This is a genomic window from Pseudomonas sp. B1-22 (assembly GCF_050474425.1).
In the GTDB taxonomy this organism is placed as follows: Bacteria; Pseudomonadota; Gammaproteobacteria; order Pseudomonadales; family Pseudomonadaceae; genus Pseudomonas.
On the sequence record NZ_JBCHVH010000005.1, the window covers coordinates 330,321 to 355,841 of the forward strand.

Annotated in this window: 19 protein-coding genes; 12 read left to right on the forward strand and 7 right to left on the reverse strand. The window is 67.1% G+C overall.

Annotation, left to right across the window (positions count from 1 at the left end):
- The first annotated feature begins 337 nt into the window (after positions 1-337).
- The gene (locus ACQ5BL_RS20425) at positions 338-1,879 is read left to right on the forward strand and encodes a nucleobase:cation symporter-2 family protein (protein ID WP_207885547.1); all 1,542 of its coding nucleotides are present in this window, start codon (positions 338-340) and stop codon (positions 1,877-1,879) included.
- A 160-nt stretch (positions 1,880-2,039) separates the two neighbouring features.
- Here the strand turns inward: ACQ5BL_RS20425 and ACQ5BL_RS20430 are convergent, their stop codons facing one another.
- The gene (locus tag ACQ5BL_RS20430; RefSeq protein ID WP_243806795.1) at positions 2,040-2,957 is read right to left on the reverse strand and encodes a hypothetical protein; all 918 of its coding nucleotides are present in this window, start codon (positions 2,955-2,957) and stop codon (positions 2,040-2,042) included.
- Between the two features lie 194 nt (positions 2,958-3,151).
- Positions 3,152-4,030 carry a putrescine utilization regulator PtrR gene (ptrR, locus tag ACQ5BL_RS20435; protein WP_243806804.1) on the reverse strand — a complete coding sequence of 293 codons (879 nt, stop codon included), beginning with the start codon at positions 4,028-4,030 and terminating at the stop codon, positions 3,152-3,154.
- A gap of 142 nt (positions 4,031-4,172) precedes the next feature.
- Between ptrR and ACQ5BL_RS20440 the strand changes: the two genes are divergently transcribed.
- Both ACQ5BL_RS20440 and ACQ5BL_RS20445 read left to right on the forward strand, forming a co-directional pair.
- Positions 4,173-5,558, forward strand: a complete 1,386-nt coding sequence (locus ACQ5BL_RS20440) for an NAD-dependent succinate-semialdehyde dehydrogenase (RefSeq protein WP_243806806.1) — start codon at positions 4,173-4,175, stop codon at positions 5,556-5,558.
- A 96-nt stretch (positions 5,559-5,654) separates the two neighbouring features.
- Positions 5,655-6,362, forward strand: coding sequence for a glutathione binding-like protein (locus tag ACQ5BL_RS20445; RefSeq protein WP_243806808.1), 708 nt, complete (start codon positions 5,655-5,657; stop codon positions 6,360-6,362).
- Positions 6,363-6,675: 313 nt separating this feature from the next.
- On the opposite strand, the gene ACQ5BL_RS20450 is transcribed toward ACQ5BL_RS20445, so the two are convergent.
- The 5 genes from ACQ5BL_RS20450 to ACQ5BL_RS20470 form a co-directional block, all read right to left on the reverse strand.
- Complete coding sequence (locus ACQ5BL_RS20450) at positions 6,676-7,206, reverse strand: DUF3828 domain-containing protein (protein ID WP_243806810.1); 531 nt, start codon at positions 7,204-7,206, stop codon at positions 6,676-6,678.
- A 97-nt stretch (positions 7,207-7,303) separates the two neighbouring features.
- On the reverse strand, positions 7,304-8,620 hold the full coding sequence (gene qhpG, locus ACQ5BL_RS20455) for a flavin-dependent monooxygenase QhpG (RefSeq protein WP_243806817.1): 1,317 nt from the start codon (positions 8,618-8,620) through the stop codon (positions 7,304-7,306).
- A gap of 116 nt (positions 8,621-8,736) precedes the next feature.
- Complete coding sequence (qhpE, locus tag ACQ5BL_RS20460; protein WP_243806820.1) at positions 8,737-9,408, reverse strand: subtilisin-like serine protease QhpE; 672 nt, start codon at positions 9,406-9,408, stop codon at positions 8,737-8,739.
- Positions 9,398-11,125, reverse strand: coding sequence for an ABC transporter ATP-binding protein (locus ACQ5BL_RS20465; RefSeq protein ID WP_243806822.1), 1,728 nt, complete (start codon positions 11,123-11,125; stop codon positions 9,398-9,400). The genes qhpE and ACQ5BL_RS20465 overlap by 11 nt, the downstream gene beginning before the upstream one ends.
- Complete coding sequence (locus ACQ5BL_RS20470) at positions 11,125-13,023, reverse strand: sigma-54-dependent Fis family transcriptional regulator (RefSeq protein WP_243806824.1); 1,899 nt, start codon at positions 13,021-13,023, stop codon at positions 11,125-11,127. The genes ACQ5BL_RS20465 and ACQ5BL_RS20470 overlap by 1 nt, the downstream gene beginning before the upstream one ends.
- 240 nt (positions 13,024-13,263) lie before the next feature.
- Between ACQ5BL_RS20470 and ACQ5BL_RS20475 the strand changes: the two genes are divergently transcribed.
- The 9 genes from ACQ5BL_RS20475 (at position 13,264) to ACQ5BL_RS20515 (ending at position 25,494) form a co-directional block, all read left to right on the forward strand.
- The gene (locus ACQ5BL_RS20475) at positions 13,264-13,668 is read left to right on the forward strand and encodes a MerR family transcriptional regulator (protein ID WP_207885557.1); all 405 of its coding nucleotides are present in this window, start codon (positions 13,264-13,266) and stop codon (positions 13,666-13,668) included.
- Between the two features lie 222 nt (positions 13,669-13,890).
- The gene (locus tag ACQ5BL_RS20480; RefSeq protein ID WP_243806826.1) at positions 13,891-15,054 is read left to right on the forward strand and encodes an isovaleryl-CoA dehydrogenase; all 1,164 of its coding nucleotides are present in this window, start codon (positions 13,891-13,893) and stop codon (positions 15,052-15,054) included.
- 114 nt (positions 15,055-15,168) lie between these two features.
- Positions 15,169-16,776 carry a carboxyl transferase domain-containing protein gene (locus ACQ5BL_RS20485; protein WP_243806828.1) on the forward strand — a complete coding sequence of 536 codons (1,608 nt, stop codon included), beginning with the start codon at positions 15,169-15,171 and terminating at the stop codon, positions 16,774-16,776.
- A 10-nt stretch (positions 16,777-16,786) separates the two neighbouring features.
- Positions 16,787-17,584 (forward strand): gamma-carboxygeranoyl-CoA hydratase, encoded by a 798-nt coding sequence (locus ACQ5BL_RS20490; RefSeq protein ID WP_243806830.1) that lies wholly within the window; start codon positions 16,787-16,789, stop codon positions 17,582-17,584.
- Positions 17,584-19,545: an acetyl/propionyl/methylcrotonyl-CoA carboxylase subunit alpha gene (locus tag ACQ5BL_RS20495; RefSeq protein ID WP_243806832.1), complete on the forward strand. Its 1,962-nt coding sequence runs from the start codon at positions 17,584-17,586 to the stop codon at positions 19,543-19,545. Before ACQ5BL_RS20490 ends, ACQ5BL_RS20495 begins: the two co-directional genes overlap by 1 nt.
- Before the next feature lie 258 nt (positions 19,546-19,803).
- Positions 19,804-20,706, forward strand: a complete 903-nt coding sequence (locus ACQ5BL_RS20500; protein ID WP_243806833.1) for a hydroxymethylglutaryl-CoA lyase — start codon at positions 19,804-19,806, stop codon at positions 20,704-20,706.
- A gap of 307 nt (positions 20,707-21,013) precedes the next feature.
- Complete coding sequence (locus ACQ5BL_RS20505) at positions 21,014-22,438, forward strand: sigma-54 interaction domain-containing protein (protein WP_243806842.1); 1,425 nt, start codon at positions 21,014-21,016, stop codon at positions 22,436-22,438.
- A gap of 321 nt (positions 22,439-22,759) precedes the next feature.
- Positions 22,760-24,025 carry an OprD family porin gene (locus tag ACQ5BL_RS20510; RefSeq protein WP_243806844.1) on the forward strand — a complete coding sequence of 422 codons (1,266 nt, stop codon included), beginning with the start codon at positions 22,760-22,762 and terminating at the stop codon, positions 24,023-24,025.
- Between the two features lie 77 nt (positions 24,026-24,102).
- A complete protein-coding gene (locus ACQ5BL_RS20515; protein WP_243806846.1) occupies positions 24,103-25,494 on the forward strand; it encodes a GntP family permease in 1,392 nt (463 codons plus the stop codon).
- The last annotated feature ends 27 nt before the right edge of the window (positions 25,495-25,521 follow it).

Sequence of the window (25,521 nt, forward strand, 5' to 3'; positions counted from 1 at the left end):
CCTGCAGACACCCACTTCTTCGCTTCCCCGTGATGGAAAGCGAACGACGCACGTACTGCGCAGGCCCTCGCCAGCGCCCGGAAACAGCAGCCTGTACGCCAGATCACGCTATCCGTCCCGACCATTGGATACAAAATAATATCCATATCGTGTACAGCATCAACGATACCATCGACCGTCCAGAATTCCCGTTCCAGAGCCTCTCGCAATTCCCCATCGTGTAACCGATCGGTCAGTTTTCGGACCACCGGACAAAAACATGTATACAAACCAGTAGATATTTCCCATGGATTTTGTCTACAGTGGCTCCACAACAAAAACAAGCGAGTCCTCAGTCATGAATGATCGTTCAGCTGTAGCGTCCGTCGGAGCACGCCCGGAAGACGAGAACCTCGGTATCGGCGCCAATCTGGCGTACGGCCTGCAACACGTTCTGACCATGTACGGCGGCATCGTCGCCGTGCCCCTGATCCTCGGCCAGGCGGCCGGGCTCTCACCCAGCGAGATCGGCATGCTGATCGCCGCCTCGCTCTTCGCCGGTGGCCTGGCCACCCTGCTGCAAACCCTCGGTATCCCCTTCTTCGGCTGTCAGTTGCCGCTGGTGCAAGGCGTGTCCTTCGCCGGTGTGGCCACCATGATCGCCATCCTCGGCGGTGGCTACGAGGGCGGTGGCATGCCCGCTGTGCTCGGTGCGGTGATGGCGGCGTCGTTCATCGGCTTCCTGATCACACCGGTGTTCTCGCGCATCACCAAGTTCTTCCCACCCCTGGTCACCGGTATCGTGATCACCACCATCGGCCTGACGCTGATGCCGGTCGCGGCGCGCTGGGCCATGGGCGGCAATCCCAAGGCGCCGGAATTCGGCAGCATGGCCAACATCGGCCTGGCGGCCATGACCCTGGTGATCGTCCTGCTGCTGAGCAAGCTGGGCAGTTCCACCATCTCGCGCCTGTCGATCCTGCTGGCGATGATCATCGGCACTCTGATCGCCGCCGCACTGGGCATGACCGACTTCTCCCGCGTGGCCGAAGGCTCGATGGTGGCGATGCCGTCGCTGTTCCACTTCGGCATGCCGACCTTCCACATCTCCGCCATCATCTCGATGCTGATCGTGATCATGGTGACCCTGGTGGAAACCTCGGCGGACATCCTCGCGGTCGGTGAGATCATCGGCACCAAGGTCGACTCCAAGCGCCTGGGCAACGGCCTGCGCGCCGACATGGCGTCGAGCATCATCGCGCCGATCTTCGGTTCCTTCACCCAGAGCGCCTTCGCCCAGAACGTCGGCCTGGTCGCCGTGACCGGCGTGAAGAGCCGCTACGTGGTGGCCACCGGCGGCCTGATCCTGGTCACCCTCGGCCTGCTGCCGGTGATGGGCCGCGTGATCGCCGCCGTGCCCACCTCCGTCCTCGGCGGCGCCGGCATCGTGCTGTTCGGCACCGTGGCGGCCAGTGGTATCCGCACCCTGGCGACCGTGGACTACCGCAACAACATGAACCTGATCATCGTCGCCACCTCCATCGGCTTCGGCATGATCCCGATCGCGGCTCCGAGCTTCTACGAGCACTTCCCGAGCTGGTTCGCCACGATCTTCCACTCCGGCATCAGCTCCGCGGCCATCATGGCCATCGGCCTGAACCTGCTGTTCAACCACTTCAAGACCGGTAACTCGGACCAGCAGTCGGTGTTCGTCGCCGCCGAGGAGCGCACCCTGCGCTACCGCGACATCGCCGCGCTGAACGAAGGTGACTACTTCCAGAACGGCAAGCTGTACGACTGCGATGGCAAGGAAGTCCCGCTGGTCAACGATGACCACGATGACCACCACGCTCCCGGTCATAAGCGGCAGGTGCGCGAGGCGGAGAACAGCCACGTCTGACCTGGCGACATGAACGAAAAAGCCCCGCATCAGCGGGGCTTTTTCTTTGGCTCTTGTAGGAGCGAGCTTGCTCGCGAACCGCCTGATGCTGGTGCTGCCGGAAATTCCAATTCGCGAGCGAGCTCGCTCCTACCGTACAGCCACCCGTCCCAGGCAGACCCTACCGGTGATCGTAGATCGCCATTTCCTCCTCGATGGGTGCCGGCGCCCTCAGGGGCACCACGGTGGCGTCGTCAACCGCCGCTGCCGATCCGTCTACCGCCAGCATGAGCGGCGCCGAAGGCCCGCCGCCGGGAGGCGGATTGACTACCTGCACATTCAGGACGCCCGCTTGCGCGACGTCCCCGGGCAGCAGCTGGAAGGCCAGCCGGGTGCTGTCGGCCAGCGTCGTCTCGCGGCCGGTGCCATTCACCTGCACGCGCACCCCACGGGCGAACCCCACCCCGCGCAGACAGATGTAGGTCGCGTGCGGGCCGGCAATCGGCGGCTGCGCCTCGATGATGTAGGCGACCGGATTTTCCAGCACGTCCTTGCGTTTGGCGTCGCTCGCCGCGCGGCGGGTGCGGAACAGGGTATCGAAGACCTCGCCGAGCTTGTCGGTGGCCTGCTTGGCGAACATGCCGGCCAGAACGGCCATGCCCATCAGCCCGTGCAGGTTGACGTTGGTCTCGTCGCCGGTGGCGCTGACGGTGAGAAAGCCGCCGCGGATGAACAGGTACAGCAGCATGGCGACGATCATGCCGATGAACGGCTTGAGCACGTACCACCAGATCCAGCTGGTCATGAAGCGTTCGTTGCCGACGAAGTCACTGAAGGACTTGGCGACATGCACGATGCTGCCCAGCCCGCCTGCGGCCATGACCATCACCAGCAGTCGCGCATCCGGCCCCGGACACCAGCCGGCCAGGCACTGCACGTCGGGGTCGCCGAGCACACCGGGCGGCGGGAATTTCGGATAGTAATGCGGCCATAGCGCGACCAGCAGGCCGGCGAGCAGAAGCGCAAGGCAGACCAGCCCCGCGCCCATGACACTGATCTGAAACGAGTTGGCACGGCGGCTCTTGCTGCGTGTGTCCATCATGCGCTCCGGGCAGTGGCTCAACGGGAGGAAAGCGCCCTGCCGCGAAGAGCGTTTGCCGCCTTCGCACGACGGACAGAGAAACACACGTTAGCGCAGCACGGTGGCTGTGCAAGAGGCAATTGCGAGTATTTCGCGACTGTATCCGCCGCGAAACGTAGCGCCGCTGAAACAGCGCCCGGAAGGCCCCGTCGTCAGGCCACTTCAGCTTCGGGCCGCACGTCGTCCAGTAGTCCGATAAACGCGCGCAGCGCCGGCGTATCGGTACCGCGCCGCCAGAACAGCCAGGTGGTGGCGTCGGCATGGTGCGGCGCCAGCCGGTGGATCGCCACGTTGCGGCCGCCGGCGAGGCTGTCGAACATCGCCCGCGGGATGATGGCGACGCCGCCTCCCGCCGCGATGCAGGCGAGCATGCCGTGGTAGGACTCCATCTCGACGATCTTGCCCGGCACTACCCGGTGCTCGGCGAACCAGGCCTCCAGGCGCTTGCGGTAGGAGCAGGTGTCGCGGAAGGCGAACACCGTCTCCCCCGCCACATCCCGCGCGTCAGACACCGGCGCGTGGTGCCTGGCGCTCATCAGCACCAGTTCCTCGCGGTACACCGGCTGGCCGTCGAGCTGCGGGTGGTTGGCCGGGCCGTCGGCGAAGGCGGCGATGAAGCGCCCGGAGAGCACGCCGTCGATCATCTCGCCGGAGGGGCCGGTGGACAGGTCCAGTTGCACCTTCGGGCACTGCTGGTGGTAACGCGCCAGCATCTCGGGGATGCGCACCGCCGCCGTGCTTTCCATGGAGCCCAGGGAAAAGCTGCCGTGGGGTTCGGCGCCGACCACTACCTGCCGGGCCTCCTCCACCAGGTCGAGGATACGTTCGACGTAATCCAGGAAGCTGCGCCCGGTAGGCGACAGACGGAGGCGCAGCTTCTCGCGGATGAACAGCTCGGCGCCCAGCTCCGCTTCCAGCTGCTTGATCCGCGTGGTCAGGTTCGACGGCACGCGGTGCAGACGGGCCGCGGCGGCGGTGATGCTGCCTTCCTGGGCGACGGCGCGGACGATTTCCAGCTGGGTGAGGTCCATGATTCTCTCCGAGAGAAAGAGTCTTTCTTGATTATTCATTTTACATGAATGAGTCCGCATCTTAATTTCTGCTCCATCCCGGCGCCAGCGTGCCCGGACGAACGACCGGCCTTGCGGCCTCACAGAACAAGCAGGACTCACCATGAACCAGATCGCCGCCATCCCCGCTGCCATCTCCCGCAGCCCCGCCACCGGCCAGGAACTGGCCCGCTACACCTTCGAAGACGCCGCCCAGCTGGAAGCCTCGCTGGCCCGCACCGACGCCGCCTTCCGCCAGTGGCGCGAAACCAGCATCGCCGAGCGCGTCGCCGTGCTGCGCAAGATGGCCGAAGTCCTGCGCGCCAACGTCGAGCCGATGGCCCGCATGGAAGCCCAGGAAATGGGCATGCCGGTCACCCAGGCCCGTGGCGAGATCAACAAGTGCGCCAACCTGTGCGACTGGTACGCCGAAAACGGCCCGGCCATGCTGGAAGACGAGAAGACCCCGATCGACGGCGCGTACATCTCCTACCTGCCGCTGGGCCCGGTGCTGGCCGTGATGCCGTGGAACTTCCCCACCTGGCAGGTCATGCGTGGCGCGGTGAGCATCATCCTGGGCGGCAACACCTACGTGCTCAAGCACGCGCCGAACGTCATGGGCTGCGCCTATCAGCTGCGCGACGCCTGGCTGCAGGCCGGCCTGCCCGAAGGCGTGTTCGAAGTGCTGAACGTCGAGCCGCCGCTGGTTTCCAAGGCCATCGCCGATGACCGCATCGCCTCCATCGCCGTGACCGGCAGCGTGGGCGCGGGCGCCGCCATCGCCTCCCAGGCCGGTGCCGCGCTGAAGAAATGCGTGCTGGAGCTGGGTGGTTCCGACGCCTTCATCGTGCTGGCCGACGCCGACCTCGACGCCGCCGTCAAGGCCGCCGTCGCCAGCCGCTTCGGCAACTGCGGCCAGGTGTGCATCGCCGCCAAGCGCATGATCCTCGAAGAATCCATCGCCCCGGCCTTCACCGAGAAGCTGCTGGCCGCCGTGAAGGCGCTGAAGATCGGCGACCCGCTGGCGGACGACACCTTCGTCGGCCCCATGGCCCGCTTCGACCTGCGTGACGAGCTGGACGGCCAGGTACAGCAGGCCATCGCCGACGGCGCCACCCTGCTGCTGGGCGGCCACAAGCTCGACGGCGAAGGCAACTACTACGCGCCGACCGTGCTGGCCGACGTGAAGCCGGGCAATACCGCGTTCAAGAAGGAAATCTTCGGCCCGGTGGCCTCGCTGATCGTCGCCCGCGACGCCGAGCACGCCCTGGAACTGGCCAACGACAGCGAGTTCGGCCTCTCCGGCGCCATCTGGACCGCCGACAAGACCAAGGCCCAGCAGATGGCCCGTCGCCTGGTCAGCGGTGGCGTGTTCATCAATGGCTTCTCCGCCTCCGATCCCCGTGTACCGATCGGCGGCGTGAAGAAGAGCGGCTTCGGTCGCGAGCTGTCGCACTTCGGCCTGCGCGAGTTCCTCAACCCGCAGACCGTTTGGATCGACCGCAAGTAAAGGCTTATCCTCAGCCCCTCGCCCTACGCCGTTCTCCTCGGCGCGGGCGTTGTACGCCCCGACACCCTGTCGGGGCGTTCCACTCTAGGAGGTTCCATGATCGAGCTGTACTACTGGCCCACTCCCAACGGCCACAAGATCACCCTGTTCCTGGAAGAAACCGGCCTCGACTATCGAATCCACCCGGTCGATATCAGCGCCGGCGACCAGTTCAAGCCCGAATTCCTCGCCTTTTCGCCGAACAACCGCATGCCGGCGATCATCGACACCGCACCTGCCGACGGCGGCGAACCGATCACGGTGTTCGAATCCGGCGCCATCCTCGTCTATCTCGCGGAGAAGACCGGGCAATTCCTGCCCAGCGACGTGCGCGGGCGCAAGACGGTGCTGGAATGGCTGTTCTGGCAGGTCGGCGGCCTCGGCCCGATGGCCGGGCAGAACCACCATTTCGTGCAGTACGCGCCGGAGAAGCTGCCCTACGCCATGCAGCGCTACGTCAACGAGACCAACCGCCTCTACGGCGTGCTGGACCGGCGCCTGAAGAAGGTGCCCTTCCTCGGCGGCGAGCAGTACAGCATCGCCGACATGGCCAGCTATCCGTGGGTCGTGCCGTGGCAGCGCCAGCAGCAGAACCTCGACGACTTCCCGCACCTCAAGCGCTGGTTCGAAAGCATCGCCGCGCGCCCGGCCACCGTGCGCGCCTACGAGCAGGGCAAACCCTTCCAGTCGCGCCCCTCGGTGACCGAGGAAGGCAAGAAGATCCTGTTCGGGCAGACGGCGGCGAGCCTGGGCAAGGACGACTGAGCCTGCGCCGTGATGGCACTGACGTGGACGCGCAGCTTTTGTAGGAGCGGACTCCGTCCGCGATCAGTCCCGGCACTTAGCCCATCGCGGACGGAGTCCGCTCCTACGCTCCCTGGCATACCTGTAGGAGCGAGCTTGCTCGCGAACCGCCCAACCTCGAACTCACTGGCGGCAATGTTTGTCCCGGCTTCGCCGGGATTTCGCGGATAAGATCCGCTCCTACACAAAAGACTCGTGCGAAATTCCACCTTGTAGGAGCGCGCCATGCGCGCGAATCCCGGGCATGGCCCGCTCCTACACGGTGGTACGCCGATCAGGTCGGCGCCGCGTCCTTCTTCTCCTGCAGCAGTTTGCGCGTACTGCGCCGCAGGTTCTCGGCCAGGCTGCCCTGCCCGCTGATGCAATCCTCGACCCGCCAGCCCTGAGCGGTGCGATGCAGAAGCAGGTCGAGCTTGCGGCCCTCGCCGGTCGATGCGTCCTTGAGCGCCAGGCTGGCCTTCAGCCGATCCCCCTCCAGAGCGGTGAGGGCCAGCGACTGTATCCGGATGTCGCCCCAGTCCTGGCAATCACACAGGGGGTCGCCATCGAGGAAGCCGACCTCGCCGTCGGCGGCGTCCTGATCCGCTTCCATGAGGGCGATCAGGGAGGCGTCATAGACATCCGACTCCTGCAGCTTGTCGCTCGGCACACCAGGCCCATCGTTGGCGTAGCTGGCATAGACCCGGCGCAGAAACTGCTCGGCACTGGCGCTGTCGGCCGCGGAAGGCGCGGTAGCGGCCATCGATGCATCGGTCATCGTCAGCAGGATCAGCAAGAGCGCAAACGTATGTCGCAGCAGGGCCATGGGGTTCTCCGTGGATCGGCAATTCGTGATGCGGGTGAACCGAGGACATTCCATTGTAGGAGCGCGCCATGCGCGCGATCGCGGGCGTGGCCCGCTCCTACGACCCCGGACGATATCCCTGCGCCAGCAGCCAGCCCTGGAACGCCCGGCGGCGTTCCGGCGGCAGGTCCGCCAGCACCTTCGCTTCGGGCTCCGCACGCAGGCGGCGCAACCAGGGCGCCAGCTCCAGCCCATCGAGGTGCCAGATGCCCAGCGGCTGGTCGGCGCTGACCACCACTTCGGCCTCGTCGACGAACTCCCCGCGCAGCACCGGCGCACGCTCGATGCGCAGGCTGGCGAAATCGCTCGGCAGATGGCTCGGCTGCTCATCCGGCCAGGCCCGGCGGGCTCGCCAGAAGGGCTGGTCGATCCACTGTTCTTCACTGGCGTAGAAGTCGCGTCCGACACGGGCGAAGCGCAGGAACAGCTGCTCGACCCGCTGCTGATGGAAACGCCGGGCCAAGGCCGCGCGCTCCGGCGCACGCAGCAGGGTGTTGATCACCACCGGCGCCTGCAACGCTGAGGACAGCGACTGGAAGATGCCATTGCCGGACAGCGGGTCCACCGCCATCGCCGCATCGCCCACGCGAATCCAGTTGTCGCCGCAGGCTTCCAGGCAGAGGATCGCCGTGCTGCTGCGGGCGTGCAGGTCCAGCTCGCGCTCCTCGGCGCCAGCGAAGAACTCGCGCACCAGGGCCGAAGCAGCGCGGCGCCCACGGCAGTAATCGAGCAGTTGATCGCGCGGCGGCAACTGGCTGCTGGCGACATCCAGGGTCAGCTGCCAATAGCAGCGCCCATCGGCCAGCCGCGCCATCCAGGCCCAGCCATCGGGCAGGCTTTCCACCGCGCTGGCCAGCGGACCGGGCTCGCCCTGCCAGCGGTTGAGCAGGCTCAGGGTTTCCGGGCCGCGTCGCGCCTTCATCCCCTTCTGGTTCAACGGCGCCTGACGGCCACGGGCTTCCACGAGGAAAGCACCCTGCACCTCCCGGCCGCCTTCGAGCCTCACGCGCCAACCGGTGCCGTCCGCGTCGACGGCCAGCACCTGGGCTTCGATCAGTTCCACACCGGCCGATTTCAGGTCCTCACGCAGCCCCGCATCGAAGCGCGGACGGTCGAGGATGCATTCGATGTTCCGGGCGCTTTCCACGCCGTTCCAGTGCACGCGACGTTGCGACGGCGGTGCGGCGCAGCTCAGGGCATGGTTCAGGCCGGCACCGCGCAGGCCCTCCAGCACACGCTGGGAGACTCCTTCCACGGCGGCGAAGCGGCGCCATTCGCTGATGACGATGACCGCGTGGCCCAGGCGCCTCAGGCCAAGGGCGACCGCCGCTCCGGCGGGGCCGGCGCCGAGGATCAGGATGGGAGTTTCGGTCATGGCTGGTCGGCCCTCACCCTAACCCTCTCCCAGAGGGAGAGGGGACTCTTCGGAATTCAGGGAAAGCCCTGCGCACAGGGGTAGTCACGGGAGGCTGCCACGCCGCGGACGGCCACTCATTCTTCAAACTTCCGCTCGACGCCGTGATAAGGCGCCCGCTCACGCATCAGCTCGATCAGCTCCAGGTTCGACAATTCCGGGCTCTCGGCCAGCATCGATGCCAGGTGCCCACAGAACGCCGCACAGCCCAGGCTCGCACCCGAGCGCCCGGCCAGCGACAACGCCGCGCCGAAATCCGCCTGCGAGCTGTCGAGCCAGGACCATTCCCCGTCACGGCAACGGGCATCCCCCGTCACCCGGATCACCCCCGGATAGCTGGCGGGAAACACCGGATCGCCCTGGGCCGGGCTCGACGCGCAGATCAGCACGCCCGCCGCCACCAGATCAGCCACGGCGTCGTGCAGGATCGGCCGGTCCTGGCGCACCCCCAGGCTCAGATTGATCAAGCGCACGCCCTGCCCGGCCAGCCAGTTCAGCGCCGCTGCGATCTGCAACGGGCTGGTCACGCCGCGCTCGTCGAACACCTGGGCCACGCACAAGCGCGCCTCCGGAGCGCGGGAAAGGATCGCCTCGCACACCGCGCTGCCATGCCCCAGCAGATCAGTCGTCAGTGGCAGTCGGTCCAATCCGTCATGGGTAAGGCAGAAGCGTTGCCCGCCGCGCACGAAACGCGCCTGCTTTTCGGAATGGCCACTGTCGATCACGCCGATGCGCAGTTCAGGCTTCATGTCGCTGTACCGGTTGAGCCTCGCGCACCCGCATCTGCCCATCCTGCAATTCCAGATGCAGATCGGCAGCGGCCAGGGTGGAGGCGCGGTGGCTGATCAGCAGCCGCGTGCGGCCGGCGAAAAGTTGGTCGATGGCGGCGATCACCTCGCGCTCGGTGCTTTCGTCGACCTGCGAGGTGGCTTCGTCGAGCACCAGGACCAGCGGATCCTGCAGTAGCGCGCGGGCGATGGCGATGCGTTGTTTCTGCCCGCCGGACAGCTGCTGGCCACGCTCGCCCAATGGGCTGTCGAACCCCTCCGGCAAGCTGGCGACCAGGCCGTCGAGCTGCGCGGCGCGGGCGGCTTTCTCGATGGCTTCGCGCGTCGACTCGGGCGCGCTGTAAGCGAGGTTGTCGGCGAGGCTGCCACGGAACAGCACGATGTCCTGGCTGACCACCGCCACACGCCGACGCAGGGCGTGCAGGTCCAGTTCGCGCAGGTCCACGCCATCGAGCAGGATGCGGCCCTGGTCGGGGTCGTAGAAGCGTTGCAGCAGGTCGATCAGGGTAGTCTTGCCGACGCCGGACGGGCCGCTCAGCGCGACCTTGAGGCCGGCGGGAATCACCGCCTGCACATTCTGCAGGACCGGCTGCGCGCGGCCCGGCCAGGCGTAGTGCAGATTCTCCAGGCGCAGCTCGCCGTTGTGCGGCATCGGTCGTGGCGAAGCCGGGGAAACGATGGTGGCTTCCTCGCCACGCAGCTCCATGACCCGGCCGAGGCTGACGGTCATGCGCTGCAGCGCGACATAGAGGCCGAGCAGGCTCTGCACCGGCCCGATGGCCATGCCGAGGTAGGTGGAAAAGGCGATCAGCGAACCCAACTGCCAAGTGCCCTGCACCACCCAGTAGCCGCCAACCAGGAAGGCGCAGGCGCGGGACAGCGACATCAGCGTGCCGGGCACGGCCTGGGTGAAGAACTCGGTAAGTTGCAAGCGCAGCAATTGGCCGAGGTAGCCCTGCCCCAGCCCTTCCAGGCGCCCGGATTCGCGGGATTGCTGGCCGGCGGACTGGATGAACTTCATCGCCGGCAACGTCTCGACGAAGAACGACGAAAGGTCCGCCGAGCGCTCGCGCAGGCCGCGCGCCTCGCGCTCCACCTTGCGCCGCATCCAGCGCAGCCAGAGCACGTCCAGCGGGATCAGCAGCGCCACCAGCAGCGAGAGCTTCCAGGACAGGGTGAGCAGCAGCACCAGCGCGCCGACCAGACCGATCACGCTGGAGACCGCGGAGAACAGCGAGTCCACGGCGAAGCGCTGGATCTCGGCGACGTCGCCGTCGAGCCGGGACATCAGGTCGCCGATGCGACGGCGACCGAAGAAGCTCGGCGAGAGAGTCTGCAGATGGCGATACAGGGCGTCACGCAGGGCGAACAGGATGCGCCCGGACAGGCGTGTGTGCAGGTAGCGGTTCAGGCCGGACAACGCCGTGCCGACCAGCCCGACGACGATCATCGCCCCGGCCACCATCACCAGTACCGGGAAGTCCTTCGCCAGCAGGCCGTCGTCGATCAGCGTCTTGGTCAGCCAGGGTTGCGCCAGCACCAGCAAGGACGCGCAGAACGACAGCCCGAGCAGGCCGGCAATCGCCAGCCGGTGCGGGCGCACGAAGCCGTACAGCCAGTGCAGCGAGGCCTTGAGCGCCTGCGGATCGTCGCTCTCGATCAGGCGGGTGAAGAACATCATCCCACCTTGAGTTGCTTGAGCTTGCGGTACAGCGTGGCGCGGCTGATACCCAGCGCGTCGGCGGCGGCGGAGACGTTGCCCTGGTGGCGTTCCAGCGCCTGGCGGATCAGCTCCAGTTCGTTCTCGCGAATGCTGCCGCTCTGCGGGCGCTCGCCGGCGCTGAGTTCATCCAGGGTGCTGTCCGGCAGATGGTCCAGCCCGAGCACATCCTCGCCCTCCTCGCGCATGGCCAGCGCAGTGCGCAGGACCATCTCCAGCTGGCGGATGTTGCCCGGCCAGTGGTACTCGCGCAGCAGGCCGAGCAGCTCGGCGGAGAGCTTCACCTTGGGCGCGCCCATGCGCGCCAGCAGGCTGGCGGCCAGCTCGGCGAGGTCGTCACGCTCGCGCAGCGCCGGCAGCTTCACGCTGATGCCGTTGACGCGGTAGTAGAGGTCTTCGCGGAACTGCTTCTCTTCCACCAGGCGCTTGAGGTCGCGGTGGGTGGCGCAGATCAGCGCGACGTCGATGTCCTGCTCCTCGCCCGCTCCCAGCGGCGCCACCTTGCGCTCCTGCAGCACGCGCAGCAGGCGCGCCTGCAGGGCCAGCGGCATGTCGCCGATTTCGTCGAGGAACAGCGTGCCGCCATGGGCCTGTTGCAGTCGGCCGACCATGCCGCCGCGCCGCGAGCCGGTGAAGGCGCCGTCGCGGTAGCCGAACAGTTCCGATTCGATCAGGCCCTCGGGAATCGCCGCGCAGTTCACCGCGACGAAGGGTTTGTCGCTGCGCGCGCTGGCCTGGTGCAGGGCACGGGCGACCACTTCCTTGCCGCTGCCGGTTTCACCCAGCAGCAGCACCGGGAGTTCGTTGACCAGCCCCTGGCGCGCCATGCGCAGGGCACGGGCGTAGCGCGGGTGGCTACCGGCCAGGGCTTCAAGGTCGGGGCCGGCGGCCTGGCGCGGCGCGCGGTTGCTGACCGGCACCGCGTGGCTGCGCAGCGGCGCCTGCAGCGTCTTGTAGAACAGCTCGCCCTTGGGCGTCTGCAGGCTGCCCACGCCGCCCTGGTAGAGCCGGCCGAGCAGCTGGTCGCCGCGCAGGCCGAGGAAGTCTTCGCTGCGCCGGCCCACCAGGCTTTCGCGGGTAGCGCCGAGCAACTGGCAGGCCTGACCGCTGACGGCCAGCACCTTGCCGTCCAGCCCCAGCGCCAGCAGGCCCTGCCAGGCGGAGTCCAGGTACTGGCGGCGGTAATGGAAGGCGATCACCACCTGCCCCGGATGGCTGACGGCGAACAGCCGCGCCTCGATCTGGAACACCGCGAGGCTGAGCAGCGAAAGACTTTCCCGCGGGCCGGAGAGCGGGCCTTCGCGGGTCATGTCGAGCACACCGAGGAAATTGCCCTGCGGCCCCTCGATGGGCACCGAGGTGCAGGAGAAACGGCTCAGGCGGTCGAGGAAGTGTTCGCCGCAGTCGATCTGCGTGGCGCGCTTTTCCACCAGCGCGGTACCCAGGGCGTTGGTGCCACGGGCGGCTTCGCTCCAGCAGGCACCCTGGACGATATCGGCCAGGCCCCTGCTCTGCATGTGATCGCGGGCGCCTTCGACGGACAGGATGGTGGCGTCGGCGTTGGCCAGGATGATCACGCCGTCGTGGCCCTGGCGCTGCTGCAGGTAGTCGAGTTCGGGAGTCGCCGCGTCGAGCAGCAGGCGGTTGCCGGCCAGCAGGACGTCCGGCTTGATGCGGGTATCGAGGCCCTGCTCGGTGCCGCTGGCGCAGTCCAGGCCGTGGTCGAGGCTGCGCCGCCAGGAAGCGTCGATTTCCTCGCGCAGCACGCCACTGGGGACTTCGCCCTCCTGTTGCAGGCGTTCCCGGGCCAGGTGGGCTTCGCGCAGCAGGTCGCTGCTTATTGTTCTTGTGGTCATGCATCGCTCCGGTAGGTTCCGTCGCCAAGCTCAAGTACGGAACTAGCAGGCTGGTCAGGGCTGTGTACACCCCCCGGCAGCGTCAGTAAAGGGGAAGACCCTGCCAGGAAGAATAGTCTTCACTACCGGGGACAATTCCTGCGCCTACCCTTCTTCCTACGCCGCCTTCGAGTGTGTTGACAGTGACTCAAGGCAGGTTTACGTTAACGTAAAGGTAAACATCCGAGCAAGAGCATTCCCATGTCCACGACCTACACCATCTCCGAGCTGGCCCGCGAACTGGACGTCACCACCCGCGCCATCCGCTTCTATGAGGAGCAAGGCATGCTCAGCCCCGAGCGCCGTGGCCAGGAGCGCGTCTACAGCCCGAAGGATCTGGTCGCCCTGAAGCTGATCCTGCGCGGCAAGCGCATCGGCTTCTCGCTGGCCGAGTGCAAGGAGCTGATCGACCTCTACGACCCCAGCAGCGGCAACCAGAAGCAGCTGCAGACCTTCCTCGGCAAGATCACCGCCCGCCGTGCGCAGCTGGAACAGCAGCTGCTGGACATCGAGCAGATGAAACTGGAACTGGACACGGCCGAGGAGCGCTGCCTGGCGGCCATGGCCGAGACCGACAAACCCCGGAAGCAGCCGGCCACGAACTAAGACAAGCCCGGACCTTGCGAGCTAGAGGCAGGCAAGGCGAACGACCAACGGGAGTAACAGCCGCAGGCTGGCCCGAAGGGAGAGCGCCAGCGAATCAAGACGCCGAGAACGCGGAGTTAACGCTTGTTAATGAGCAGTTCGAGGCGGCTTTCAACGCAGCCTGACCGACGCGCAGCAGGTCCGATCCCTCATCCGATTACAAATACAAGTACAGGTGACCCCATGAGCTACCCCTCCCTCAACTTCGGTCTCGGCGAAACCATCGACATGCTGCGCGAGCAGGTGCAGGGCTTCGTCGCCAGCGAACTCGCCCCGCGCGCCGCACAGATCGACGCCGACAACCTGTTCCCCATGGACATGTGGAAGAAGTTCGGTGACATGGGCCTGCTCGGCATCACCGTCAGCGAGGAGTACGGCGGCGCCAACATGGGCTACCTGGCCCATGTCATCGCCATCGAGGAAATCAGCCGTGGCTCGGCCTCGGTCGGCCTGTCCTATGGCGCGCACTCCAACCTGTGCGTCAACCAGATCAAGCGCAACGGCAACGCCGAGCAGAAGGCCAAGTACCTGCCCAAGCTGATCAGCGGCGAGCACATCGGCGCCCTGGCCATGAGCGAGCCCAACGCCGGCTCCGACGTGGTGTCGATGAAGCTGCGCGCCGAGAAGCGCGGCGACCGCTTCGTGCTCAACGGCAGCAAGACCTGGATCACCAACGGCCCGGACGCCAACACCTACGTGATCTACGCCAAGACCGAGCCGGAGAAAGGCGCCCACGGCATCACCGCGTTCATCGTCGAGCGCGACTGGAAGGGCTTCAGCCGCGGCAACAAGTTCGACAAGCTGGGCATGCGCGGCTCCAACACCTGCGAGCTGTTCTTCGATGACGTGGAAGTGCCGGAAGAGAACGTGCTGGGCGCGGTCAACGGCGGCGTGAAGGTGCTGATGAGCGGCCTGGACTACGAGCGCGTGGTGCTCGCCGGCGGCCCCATCGGCATCATGCAGGCCTGCATGGACGTGATCGTCCCCTACATCCACGACCGCAAGCAGTTCGGCCAGAGCATCGGCGAGTTCCAGCTGATCCAGGGCAAGGTCGCCGACATGTACACCCAGCTCAACGCCAGCCGCGCCTACCTGTATGCCGTGGCCCAGGCCTGCGACCGTGGCGAGACCACCCGCAAGGACGCCGCCGGGGTGATCCTCTACACCGCCGAGCGCGCCACCCAGATGGCCCTGGACGCCATCCAGATCCTCGGCGGCAACGGCTACATCAACGAGTTCCCCACCGGCCGCCTGCTGCGCGACGCCAAGCTCTACGAGATCGGCGCCGGCACCAGCGAAATCCGCCGCATGCTGATCGGCCGCGAGCTGTTCAACGAGACCCGCTGAACCCACCCGCTTCCGCCTCTGTAGGAGCGAGCTTGCTCGCGAACCAGCCCCCGCAGCGGAGGTTGTTCGCGAGCAAGCTCGCTCCTACAAAAGATACTCGCTCGTGGAGACCCTATGACCATCCTCGGCACCCAACTCAACACCCGTTCCCCGGAATACGCCGCCAACGCCGCGACCATGCTGGAGAACGTCCAGGACCTGCGCGCCCTGCTCGGCCGCGTCCATGAAGGCGGCGGCGCCGCCGCCCAGGCCAAGCACACCGCGCGCGGCAAGCTGCTGGTGCGCGAGCGCATCAACCGCCTGCTCGACGCCGGCTCGCCCTTCCTCGAAGTCTCCGCCCTCGCCGCCCATGAGGTGTACGGCGAAGACGTCGCCGCCGCCGGCGTGGTCGCCGGTATCGGCCGCGTGGAAGGCGTGGAATGCATGATCGTCGGCAACGACGCCACGGTGAAAGGCGGCAGCTACTACCCGCTGACCGTGAAGAAACACCTGCGCGCCCAGACCATCGCCCAGCAGAACCGCCTGCCCTGCATCTACCTGGTGGACTCGGGCGGCGCCAACCTGCCGCGCCAGGACGAGGTCTTCCCCGACCGCGAGCACTTCGGCCGCATCTTCTTCAACCAGGCCAACATGAGCGCCCAGGGCATCCCGCAGATCGCCGTGGTGATGGGCTCCTGCACCGCCGGCGGCGCCTACGTGCCGGCGATGAGCGACGAGACCATCATGGTGCGCAACCAGGCCACCATCTTCCTCGCCGGCCCGCCGCTGGTGAAGGCCGCCACCGGCGAGGTGGTGAGCGCCGAGGACCTGGGCGGCGCCGACGTGCACTGCAAGACCTCCGGCGTGGCCGACCACTACGCCGAGGATGACGAGCACGCGCTGGCCATCGCCCGCCGCTGCATCGCCAACCTCAACTGGACCAAGCAGGGCAAGCTCAACACCCTCGCTCCGCGCGCGCCGCTGTACGCCGCCGAGGAGCTGTACGGGGTGATCCCGGTGGACAGCAAGCAGCCCTTCGACGTGCGCGAGATCATCGCCCGCCTGGTCGACGGCAGCGAATTCGACGAGTTCAAGGCGCTGTTCGGCACCACCCTGGTGTGCGGCTTCGCCCACCTGCACGGTTACCCGGTGGCGATCCTCGCCAACAACGGCATCCTCTTCGCCGAGGCCGCGCAGAAAGGCGCGCACTTCATCGAACTGGCCTGCCAGCGCGGCATCCCGCTGGTGTTCCTGCAGAACATCACCGGCTTCATGGTCGGCCAGAAGTACGAGGCCGGCGGCATCGCCAAGCACGGCGCCAAGCTGGTCACCGCCGTGGCCTGCGCCCAGGTGCCGAAGTTCACCGTGATCATCGGCGGCAGCTTCGGCGCCGGTAACTACGGCATGTGCGGCCGCGCCTACGACCCGCGTTTCCTGTGGATGTGGCCCAACGCGCGGATCGGCGTGATGGGTGGCGAACAGGCCGCCGGCGTGCTGGCCCAGGTCAAGCGCGAGCAGGCCGAACGCGCCGGCCACGCGCTGTCCGCCGAGGACGAGGCGAAGATCAAGGCGCCGATCCTCGAACAGTACGAGCGTCAGGGTCACCCCTACTATTCCAGCGCGCGCCTGTGGGACGACGGCGTGATCGACCCGGCGCAGACCCGCGACGTGCTCGGCCTCGCCCTCTCCGCCTCGCTCAACGCGCCCATCGAAGCCACGCGCTTCGGCGTCTTCCGCATGTAAGGCCGCCGCCATGACCGACTTCCAGAACATAGAACTCGACATCGACCCGCGCGGCGTCGCCAGCCTCTGGCTGAACCGCCCGGACAAGAACAACGCCTTCAACGCCCGGACCATTGCCGAACTGATCCAGGCACTCGACATCGTCGCCGGCGACGAGCGTGTGCGCCTGCTGGTGCTGCGTGGGCGCGGCAAGCACTTCTGCGGCGGCGCGGACCTTTCCTGGATGCAGGAATCCGTGCAGCTCGACTACCAGGGCAACCTGAACGACGCCCAGCAGCTCGCCGAACTGCTCTACAACCTGCACCAGCTGAAGAAGCCGACCCTTGCCATCGTGCAGGGCGCGGCCTTCGGCGGCGGCGTCGGGCTGGTGGCCTGCTGCGACATGGCCCTGGCCGCCGAGGACGCGCAGTTCTGCCTGTCCGAAGTGCGCATCGGCCTGATCCCGGCCACCATCGGCCCGTTCGTCACCAAGGCCATCGGCCAGCGCGCCGCCACCCGCTACGCCATGACCGCCGAGCGCTTCAGCGGCCTCCGCGCCCGCGAGCTGGGCCTGGTGGACGAGCACTACCCGGCCGCCGAGCTGGACGAGAAAGCCGACGCCTGGATCGCCAACCTGATGAACAACAGCCCGGCGGCCCTGGCCGCCTGCAAGGCGCTGTTCCACGAAATCGGCGCCGGCGAACTCACGCCTGAGCGCCGCCGCTATACCGAAGCCGCCATCGCCCGCATCCGCATCAGCCCCGAGGGGCAGGAAGGCCTGCGCGCCTTCCTGGAAAAACGCAAACCGGCCTGGCAGGAGCAAGTCTGATGAGCAAGATCGATATCCTGCTGGTAGCCAACCGCGGCGAGATCGCCTGCCGCGTGATGCGCACCGCCAAGGCCCTGGGCCTGACCACCGTGGCCGTGCACAGCGCCACCGACCGCAACGCCCGCCACGTCGAGGAGGCGGACATCGCCATCGACCTGGGCGGCGCAAAGCCGGCTGAAAGCTACCTGCGCGCGGATGCCGTACTGGCCGCCGCGAAAGCCGCCGGCGCGCAGGCCATCCACCCCGGCTATGGCTTCCTCTCGGAGAACGCCGGCTTCGCCCGCGCCTGCGAAGAGGCCGGGCTGGTGTTCCTCGGCCCGCCGGCCAGCGCCATCGACGCCATGGGCAGCAAGTCCGCCGCCAAGGCGCTGATGGAAACCGCCGGCGTGCCGCTGGTGCCCGGCTACCACGGCGAGGCCCAGGACTACGCGACCTTCCAGCGCGAGGCGCAGCGCATCGGCTACCCGGTGCTGCTGAAAGCCGCCGCCGGCGGTGGCGGCAAGGGCATGAAGGTGGTGGAGCGCGAGGCCGAACTGGCCGAGGCGCTGGAATCCGCCCAGCGTGAAGCGCAGTCCGGTTTCGGCGATTCGCGCATGCTGGTGGAGAAATACCTGACCAAGCCGCGCCACGTGGAAATCCAGGTATTCGCCGATAAGCACGGCAACTGCCTGTACCTCAACGAGCGCGACTGCTCGATCCAGCGCCGCCACCAGAAAGTGGTGGAGGAAGCGCCGGCTCCGGGGCTCTCCCTCGAACTGCGCCAGGGCATGGGCGAAGCCGCCGTGCGCGCCGCCCAGGCCATCGGCTACGTCGGCGCCGGCACCGTGGAATTCCTCTACGACGAAGGCAGCGGCCAGTTCTTCTTCATGGAAATGAACACCCGCCTGCAGGTGGAGCACCCGGTCACCGAAGCCATCACCGGCCTCGACCTGGTGGCCTGGCAGATTCGCGTCGCCCGTGGCGAGCCGCTGCCGATCACCCAGGAACAGGTGCCGCTGATCGGCCACGCCATCGAAGTGCGCCTCTATGCCGAAGACCCCGAAGGCGGCTTCCTGCCCGCCAGCGGCCACCTCGCGCTGTACCGCGAACCCGCCGCCGGCCCCGGCCGCCGGGTGGACAGCGGCATCCGCGAGGGCGACGACATCTCGCCGTTCTACGACCCGATGCTGGCCAAGCTGATCGCCTGGGGCGAGAACCGCGAGGAAGCCCGCCAGCGCCTGCTGTCGATGCTCGGCGAAACCGCCGTCGGCGGCTTCAAGACCAACCTCGCGTTCCTGCGCCGCGTGCTGACCCACCCGGCCTTCGCCGCGGGCGAACTGGATACCGGCTTCATCGGCCGCTATCAGGATGCCCTGCTGCCCGCTCCCACGGCCCTGCCCGAGCGTTTCTGGCAGCTCGCCGCCGAGGCCTGGGTGCAGAGCGAAGCCGCCCGCGTGCGTGGCGACGACGCCCACTCGCCCTGGTCCGCCCAGAGCGGCTGGCGCAGCGGCCTGCCGGGGGAAACCGACCTGCACCTGCTGGCCAAGGGCGAATCGCAGGTGGTACGCCTGCGTCATGCCGACGGCCAGCGTATCGCCAAGCTCGACGGTCAGTGGCTGGATGTGAAGGACGGCGATATCCGTCGTCGTCACCAGGTCATCCGCCGGGGCGACAGCCTCTACCTGGAATGGAACGGCGAGCTGGTCGGCGTGCAGCGTTTCGACCCGATTGCCGAAGCCGAAGCGGCCCACGCCCACCATGGCGGGCTGGGCGCACCGATGAACGGCAGCATCGTGCGCATCCTGGTCGAACCCGGCCAGAGCGTCGAAGCCGGCGCCGCCCTGGTGGTGCTCGAAGCCATGAAGATGGAACACAGCATTCGCGCGCCGCACGCTGGCGTGGTGAAATCGCTGTATTGCAGCGAAGGCGAGCTGGTGTCGGAAGGTACGGCGCTGGTGGAGCTGGAAGAGGCGCCGGCCTGACGGCGGCACTTTATAGGGCGCATAACACGCCAGCGTTATCCGCCGCGCAGTAACGGCGGATAAAGCGTTCCGCTTTATGCGCCCTACATGACTGCCGCCTGATACCGATGCCGCTTTTTGTAGGAGCGAGCTTGCTCGCGAACCCGCATCACTCCGGTCACTCAGGGTGCCATGCGTTCGCGAGCAAGGACTAGGCGTCCCCCTCGGTCCTACGAAGAGCCAAAGCTGCCCTTCGCACGAATCCAACGAGGACATTCCATGACCCTGCCCCAATCCGTCCGCCTGGTCGAAGTCGGCCCGCGCGACGGCCTGCAGAACGAGAAACAGCCCATCGCCGTCGCCGACAAGGTGCGCCTGGTGGACGACCTGACCGCCGCCGGCCTGAGCTACATCGAAGTCGGCAGCTTCGTCTCGCCCAAGTGGGTGCCGCAGATGGCCGGCTCGGCGGAAGTCTTCGCCGGCATCCAGCAGAAGGCCGGCGTCACCTACGCCGCCTTGGCGCCGAACCTGAAGGGCTTCGAAGCCGCGCTGGAATCGCAGGTCAAGGAAGTCGCGGTGTTCGCCGCCGCCTCCGAGGCCTTCTCGCAGAAGAACATCAACTGCTCGATCAAGGAGAGCCTGGAGCGCTTCGTCCCGGTGATGGAAGCGGCCCGCCAGCACGGCGTGCGCGTGCGCGGCTACGTCTCCTGCGTACTCGGCTGCCCCTACCAGGGCGAGGTGGACGTGGCGCAGGTCGCCGCCGTCGCCGAAGAGCTGCATGCCATGGGCTGCTATGAAGTGTCCCTGGGCGACACCATCGGCGTCGGCACCGCCGGCGCCACCCGCCGCATGTTCGAAGTGGTCGGCCAACGCGTGCCACGCGCGCAACTGGCCGGGCACTTCCACGACACCTACGGGCAGGCCACGGCGAACATCTACGCCAGCCTTCTGGAAGGCATCGCCGTGTTCGACAGCTCGGTCGCCGGCCTGGGCGGCTGCCCCTACGCCAAGGGCGCCACCGGCAACGTCGCCACCGAGGACGTGCTCTACCTGCTCAACGGCCTGGGCATCCACACCGGTATCGACCTGGACAAATTGATCGACGCCGGCCAGCGCATCTGTGCCGTACTCGACAAGCCCAATGGCTCGCGCGTGGCCAAGGCGCAGCTGTCCAAGCGCTGACAGCGGATTCGACCTGTAGGAGCGCGCCATGCGCGCGATCGCGGGCATGGCCCGCTCCTACAGGGAGCCACGACACTCGACGCAGACCGCAGGGCGCATAAAGCGGAACGCTTTATCCGCCGCCAGGACATCGGCGGAGCCCACCCTTGCGTAGGAGCGGACTCCGTCCGCGATGGCCTCCAGCGCGATGCGGACCTATCGCGGACGGAGTCCGCTCCTACGTGATCCCCACCCACTCACCGCTACTGACCCCGTTCTCACATCCCGGTACAGTGCGCCCTCTGCCCTCCTCGCGCACGGCCCGCTTATGACCGCTACCGACAGCCTCAAGGACTACCCCAGCGTTCGCCAACTGGCGATCCGCTCGCTGTTCGAGATCTTCGAGCAGTTCAGCGAAGGCACGGTGATCGTCGACCGCGAGGCGCGTATCGTCTGGATCAACCAGCGCTACGCCCAGCGCTTCGGCCTGGACAACGCCGAGCAGGCCATCGGCCGCCCGGTGGAACAGGTGATCCCCGGCAGCCTGATGCGCGAGGTGGTCAGCAGCGGCCGGCCGATGCTGCTGGACATCCTCGACATGGCCAAGGACCCGCTGGTGGTCATGCGCGTGCCGATCCGCGACGACGCAGGCGTTGTCATCGGCGGCATCGGCTTCGCCCTGTTCGACGAGCTGCGCGCGCTCTCGCCGCTGCTCACCCGCTACCAGCGCATGCAGGCCGAACTGGCATCGACCCGCTCGCTGCTGCAGGCGCGCCAGGCCAAGTACAGCTTCGGGCACTTCATCGGCACCAGCCCGGCCAGCCTGGAAGTGAAGCGCCGTGCCCGCCGCGGCGCCGCCAGCGAGGCGCCGATCCTGCTGCTGGGCGAGACCGGCACCGGCAAGGAGCTGCTCGCCCATGCCATCCACGCGTCATCCCCCCGCGCGGACAAGCCCTTCGTCAGCATCAACGCCGCCGCCATCCCCGAAACCCTGCTGGAAGCCGAATTCTTCGGCACCGCGCCGGGCGCCTTCACCGGCGCGGACCGCAAGGGCCGCGCCGGCAAGCTGCAGATCGCCCAGGGCGGCACGCTGTTCCTCGACGAGATCGGCGACATGCCGCTGACCCTGCAGAGCAAGCTGTTGCGCGTGCTGCAGGAGAAGGAATTCGAACCGGTGGGCTCCAACGAGGTGCTGCGTAGCGACATCCGCCTGATCGCCGCCACCTCCATCGACCTCGACGCCGCCGTGCGCGAAGGGCGTTTCCGCGCCGACCTGTTCTACCGCATCAACGTCCTGCCCATCGAGATCCCGCCGCTGCGCGAGCGCCTGGAAGACCTGCCGGCGCTGTGCGAAGCCATCCTCGACGGCCTGCGCGACGACCGTCAGACCCTCTATGAGCTGGATGCCGGTGGCCTCGCGCTGCTCGCCCGGCACGCCTGGCCGGGCAACGTGCGCGAGCTGCGCAACCTGCTGGAGCGCACCGTGCTGCTGGGCGACCGCCCGCAGATCGACGCCGCCGCCCTGCGTTCGGCGCTGGGCGAGCTGCAACCGCTGCCGGCGGGCACGGCAGTGCCGTCAGCCAGGCTGGCCGAAGGACAGGATTTCTATGCCGCGCGCGATGCCTTCGAGCGCGAGCTGATCGCCAATACCCTGGCCGAGCACGGCGGCAACGTCGACGTGGCTGCTCGGCGCCTCGGCCTGGGGCGCTCGACGCTGTACAAGAAGATGGCGGCCCTGGGTCTGCAAACCTGACCCGCCTGTCTCAAAAAAGAGATAAATCTCCAAATAGAGACAAAGCTATTACCCACTGGATTTGCAACCTTCTGGCAGCGTCTTCCCAAGATCCGTCTCCATTTGGAGACAAACGCCATTCCCCGGCAATCACCATTCTCAAAATAAGACTTAAAAATCAAATAGTTACAATCCTGGCACGGTACTCGCTATGTCGCCTTTCGCGGCCACCCGCCGCACAGCCGACATAACAACAATCAACGCTGCCCGAACGCGAACACACCCCAGCGGACATCACGGCCAGTCCCGCTTCGCACACGGCGCCGCGTCAGGAGATCACCGATGAGCCGTTCCACGCTCAATCATGCCGCCGTTCTGACCGCCCTCGGTTCCACCCTTGCCCTTTCGCCCCAGGCCTTCGCCGAATTTCTCGCCGACAGCAAGGCCAGCGTCGAACTGCGCAACTTCTACTTCAATCGCGATTTCCGCCAGGACAACGCCCCGCAGTCCAAGCAGGACGAATGGGCCCAGGGCTTCCTGCTGCGCTACGAGTCCGGCTACACCGAAGGCACCATCGGCGTGGGTGTCGATGCCCTCGGCCTGCTCGGCGTGAAGCTCGATTCGAGCCCCGACCGCGCCGGCTCCGGCCTGCTCCCGCGCGACAGGCAGAAGGTCAACGGCGCGCCCGACGACTACAGCGAACTGGGCCTGACCGCCAAGCTGCGCGCCTCCAAGAGCGTACTGAAGGTCGGCACCCTGCTGCCCAAGCTGCCCACCGTGCTGGCCAACGATTCACGCCTGCTGCCGCAGACCTTCGAAGGCGCGCACCTGAATTCCGCCGAGTTCGCCGGCCTGACCTTCGACGGCGGCCGCCTGCGCCAGGTGAGCCAGCGCGACTCGTCCAACCGCGAAGACATGACCGTCACCACCGGCAACGCGCGCGGCATCGTCGCCACCGATACCAGCGACCAGTTCGACTTCGCCGGCCTGAGCTACAAGTGGACGCCGCAACTCACTACCGGCTACAGCTACGCCAAGCTCGACGGGCTCTACGACCAGCACATCGTCAACCTGGTGCACGTGCTGCCCGTCGCCGCCGGCCAATCGCTGAAGACCGACCTGCGCTACGCCCGCTCCGACGACGACGGCCACAGCAACGTCGACAACCGCGCCTTCGGCGCCATGCTCACCTACACCCTGGGCGGCCACGGCTTCGGCGCCGGCTACCAGTCCATGAGCGGCGACACCGGTTTCGCCTATATCGGCGGCACCGACGCCTTCCTGGTCAACTTCGTGCAGATCGGCGACTTCGCCAACCGCGACGAGAAGTCCTGGCAAGCCCGCTACGACTACGACTTCGCCGCCCTCGGCGTGCCCGGCCTGACCTTCATGACGCGCTACCTGTCCGGCGACAGCATCGACCTGGGCGCGAACCGCCCCGAAGGCGAGGAGTGGGAGCGCGATACCGACATCGGCTATGTGGTGCAGAGCGGCCCACTGAAGAACGTCGGGGTGAAATGGCGCAATGCGACCGTACGTACCAGCCACTTCGGCAACGACCTGGACGAGAACCGCCTGATCGTCAGCTACGTGCTGCCGCTCTGGTAACCGCCTGATCGTCACGCGGCCCCACTACAACAAGAACGACGCGCGGCCCTGGCCGCGCTGAAACTGGAGATACTTCGATGAGCGTGGTCATTGCCCTCGCGGCCCTCGCCCTGCTGATGCTCGCCGCCTACCGCGGCTACAGCGTGATCCTCTTCGCCCCCATCGCCGCGCTGCTGGCGGTGCTGCTGACCGATCCGTCCGCCGTCGCCCCGGCCTTCACTGGGGTGTTCATGGAGAAGATGGTCGGCTTCGTCAAACTCTACTTCCCGGTGTTCCTGCTCGGCGCGGTGTTCGGCAAGCTGATCGAGCTGTCGGGCTTCTCGCGCTCCATCGTCGCCGCCGCCATCCGCCTGCTCGGCACGAGCCAGGCGATGCTGGTGATCGTGCTGGTCTGCGCCCTGCTCACCTACGGTGGCGTGTCGCTGTTCGTGGTGGTGTTCGCGGTCTACCCCTTCGCCGCCGAGATGTTCCGCCAGAGCAACATTCCCAAGCGGCTGATCCCGGCGACCATCGCCCTGGGCGCGTTCAGCTTCACCATGGACGCCCTGCCCGGCACCCCGCAGATCCAGAACATCATCCCCACCGCCTTCTTCAACACCACCGGCTGGGCCGCGCCCTGGCTGGGGCTGATCGGCAGCCTGTTCGTGTTCACCGTGGGCATGCTGTTCCTCCGCCGCCAGGCCGGCAAGGCGCGCGCTGCAGGCGAGGGCTATGGCACCGAGCTGCGCAACGAGCCGGAAACCGCCGACGACATCAAGCTGCCCCACCCGCTGCTGGCGCTCTCGCCGCTGGTGCTGGTGGGCGTCGCCAACCTGCTGTTCACCCACTGGATTCCCCAGGTCTACGGCAAGACCCACAGCCTGCAACTGGCCGGCATGGCCGCGCCGGTGGCCAGCGACGTGGCCAAGCTGACCGGCATCTGGGCGGTACAGGCGGCGCTGCTGCTGGGCATCCTGCTGGTGCTGGTGACGAGCTTTGCGGTGATCCGCAGCAGGATCGCCGAAGGCAGCAAGACCGCCGTGTCCGGCGCGCTGCTGGCGGCCATGAATACCGCCTCGGAATACGGCTTCGGCGCGGTGATCGCCTCCCTGCCGGGCTTCCTGGTGCTGGCCGACGCGCTGAAGAAGATCCCCGATCCGCTGGTCAACGAGGCCATCACCGTCACCAGCCTGGCCGGCATCACCGGTTCGGCGTCTGGCGGCATGAGCATCGCCCTGGCGGCCATGTCCGAGCAGTTCATCGCCGCCGCCCACGCCGCCAACATCCCGCTGGAAGTGCTGCACCGGGTCGCGGCCATGGCCTCCGGCGGCATGGACACCCTGCCCCACAACGGCGCGGTGATCACCCTGCTCGCGGTCACCGGCCTGACCCACCGCGAGGCCTACAAGGACATCTTCGCCATCACCCTGATCAAGACCCTCGCGGTGTTCGTGGTGATCGGCACTTTCTATGCCACCGGGATTGTATAAGCCGGTTGTCTTCAAGCGGTCGCCGCG

What these genes read in the sequence shown, in the direction of transcription:
- ACQ5BL_RS20425 (WP_207885547.1), top strand. Translation starts at nt 338, where the DNA reads ATGAATGATCGTTCAGCTGTAGCGTCCGTCGGAGCACGCCCGGAAGAC.
- ACQ5BL_RS20430 (WP_243806795.1), bottom strand. Translation starts at nt 2,957, where the DNA reads ATGGACACACGCAGCAAGAGCCGCCGTGCCAACTCGTTTCAGATCAGT.
- ptrR (WP_243806804.1), bottom strand. Translation starts at nt 4,030, where the DNA reads ATGGACCTCACCCAGCTGGAAATCGTCCGCGCCGTCGCCCAGGAAGGC.
- ACQ5BL_RS20440 (WP_243806806.1), top strand. Translation starts at nt 4,173, where the DNA reads ATGAACCAGATCGCCGCCATCCCCGCTGCCATCTCCCGCAGCCCCGCC.
- ACQ5BL_RS20445 (WP_243806808.1), top strand. Translation starts at nt 5,655, where the DNA reads ATGATCGAGCTGTACTACTGGCCCACTCCCAACGGCCACAAGATCACC.
- ACQ5BL_RS20450 (WP_243806810.1), bottom strand. Translation starts at nt 7,206, where the DNA reads ATGGCCCTGCTGCGACATACGTTTGCGCTCTTGCTGATCCTGCTGACG.
- qhpG (WP_243806817.1), bottom strand. Translation starts at nt 8,620, where the DNA reads ATGACCGAAACTCCCATCCTGATCCTCGGCGCCGGCCCCGCCGGAGCG.
- qhpE (WP_243806820.1), bottom strand. Translation starts at nt 9,408, where the DNA reads ATGAAGCCTGAACTGCGCATCGGCGTGATCGACAGTGGCCATTCCGAA.
- ACQ5BL_RS20465 (WP_243806822.1), bottom strand. Translation starts at nt 11,125, where the DNA reads ATGTTCTTCACCCGCCTGATCGAGAGCGACGATCCGCAGGCGCTCAAG.
- ACQ5BL_RS20470 (WP_243806824.1), bottom strand. Translation starts at nt 13,023, where the DNA reads ATGACCACAAGAACAATAAGCAGCGACCTGCTGCGCGAAGCCCACCTG.
- ACQ5BL_RS20475 (WP_207885557.1), top strand. Translation starts at nt 13,264, where the DNA reads ATGTCCACGACCTACACCATCTCCGAGCTGGCCCGCGAACTGGACGTC.
- ACQ5BL_RS20480 (WP_243806826.1), top strand. Translation starts at nt 13,891, where the DNA reads ATGAGCTACCCCTCCCTCAACTTCGGTCTCGGCGAAACCATCGACATG.
- ACQ5BL_RS20485 (WP_243806828.1), top strand. Translation starts at nt 15,169, where the DNA reads ATGACCATCCTCGGCACCCAACTCAACACCCGTTCCCCGGAATACGCC.
- ACQ5BL_RS20490 (WP_243806830.1), top strand. Translation starts at nt 16,787, where the DNA reads ATGACCGACTTCCAGAACATAGAACTCGACATCGACCCGCGCGGCGTC.
- ACQ5BL_RS20495 (WP_243806832.1), top strand. Translation starts at nt 17,584, where the DNA reads ATGAGCAAGATCGATATCCTGCTGGTAGCCAACCGCGGCGAGATCGCC.
- ACQ5BL_RS20500 (WP_243806833.1), top strand. Translation starts at nt 19,804, where the DNA reads ATGACCCTGCCCCAATCCGTCCGCCTGGTCGAAGTCGGCCCGCGCGAC.
- ACQ5BL_RS20505 (WP_243806842.1), top strand. Translation starts at nt 21,014, where the DNA reads ATGACCGCTACCGACAGCCTCAAGGACTACCCCAGCGTTCGCCAACTG.
- ACQ5BL_RS20510 (WP_243806844.1), top strand. Translation starts at nt 22,760, where the DNA reads ATGAGCCGTTCCACGCTCAATCATGCCGCCGTTCTGACCGCCCTCGGT.
- ACQ5BL_RS20515 (WP_243806846.1), top strand. Translation starts at nt 24,103, where the DNA reads ATGAGCGTGGTCATTGCCCTCGCGGCCCTCGCCCTGCTGATGCTCGCC.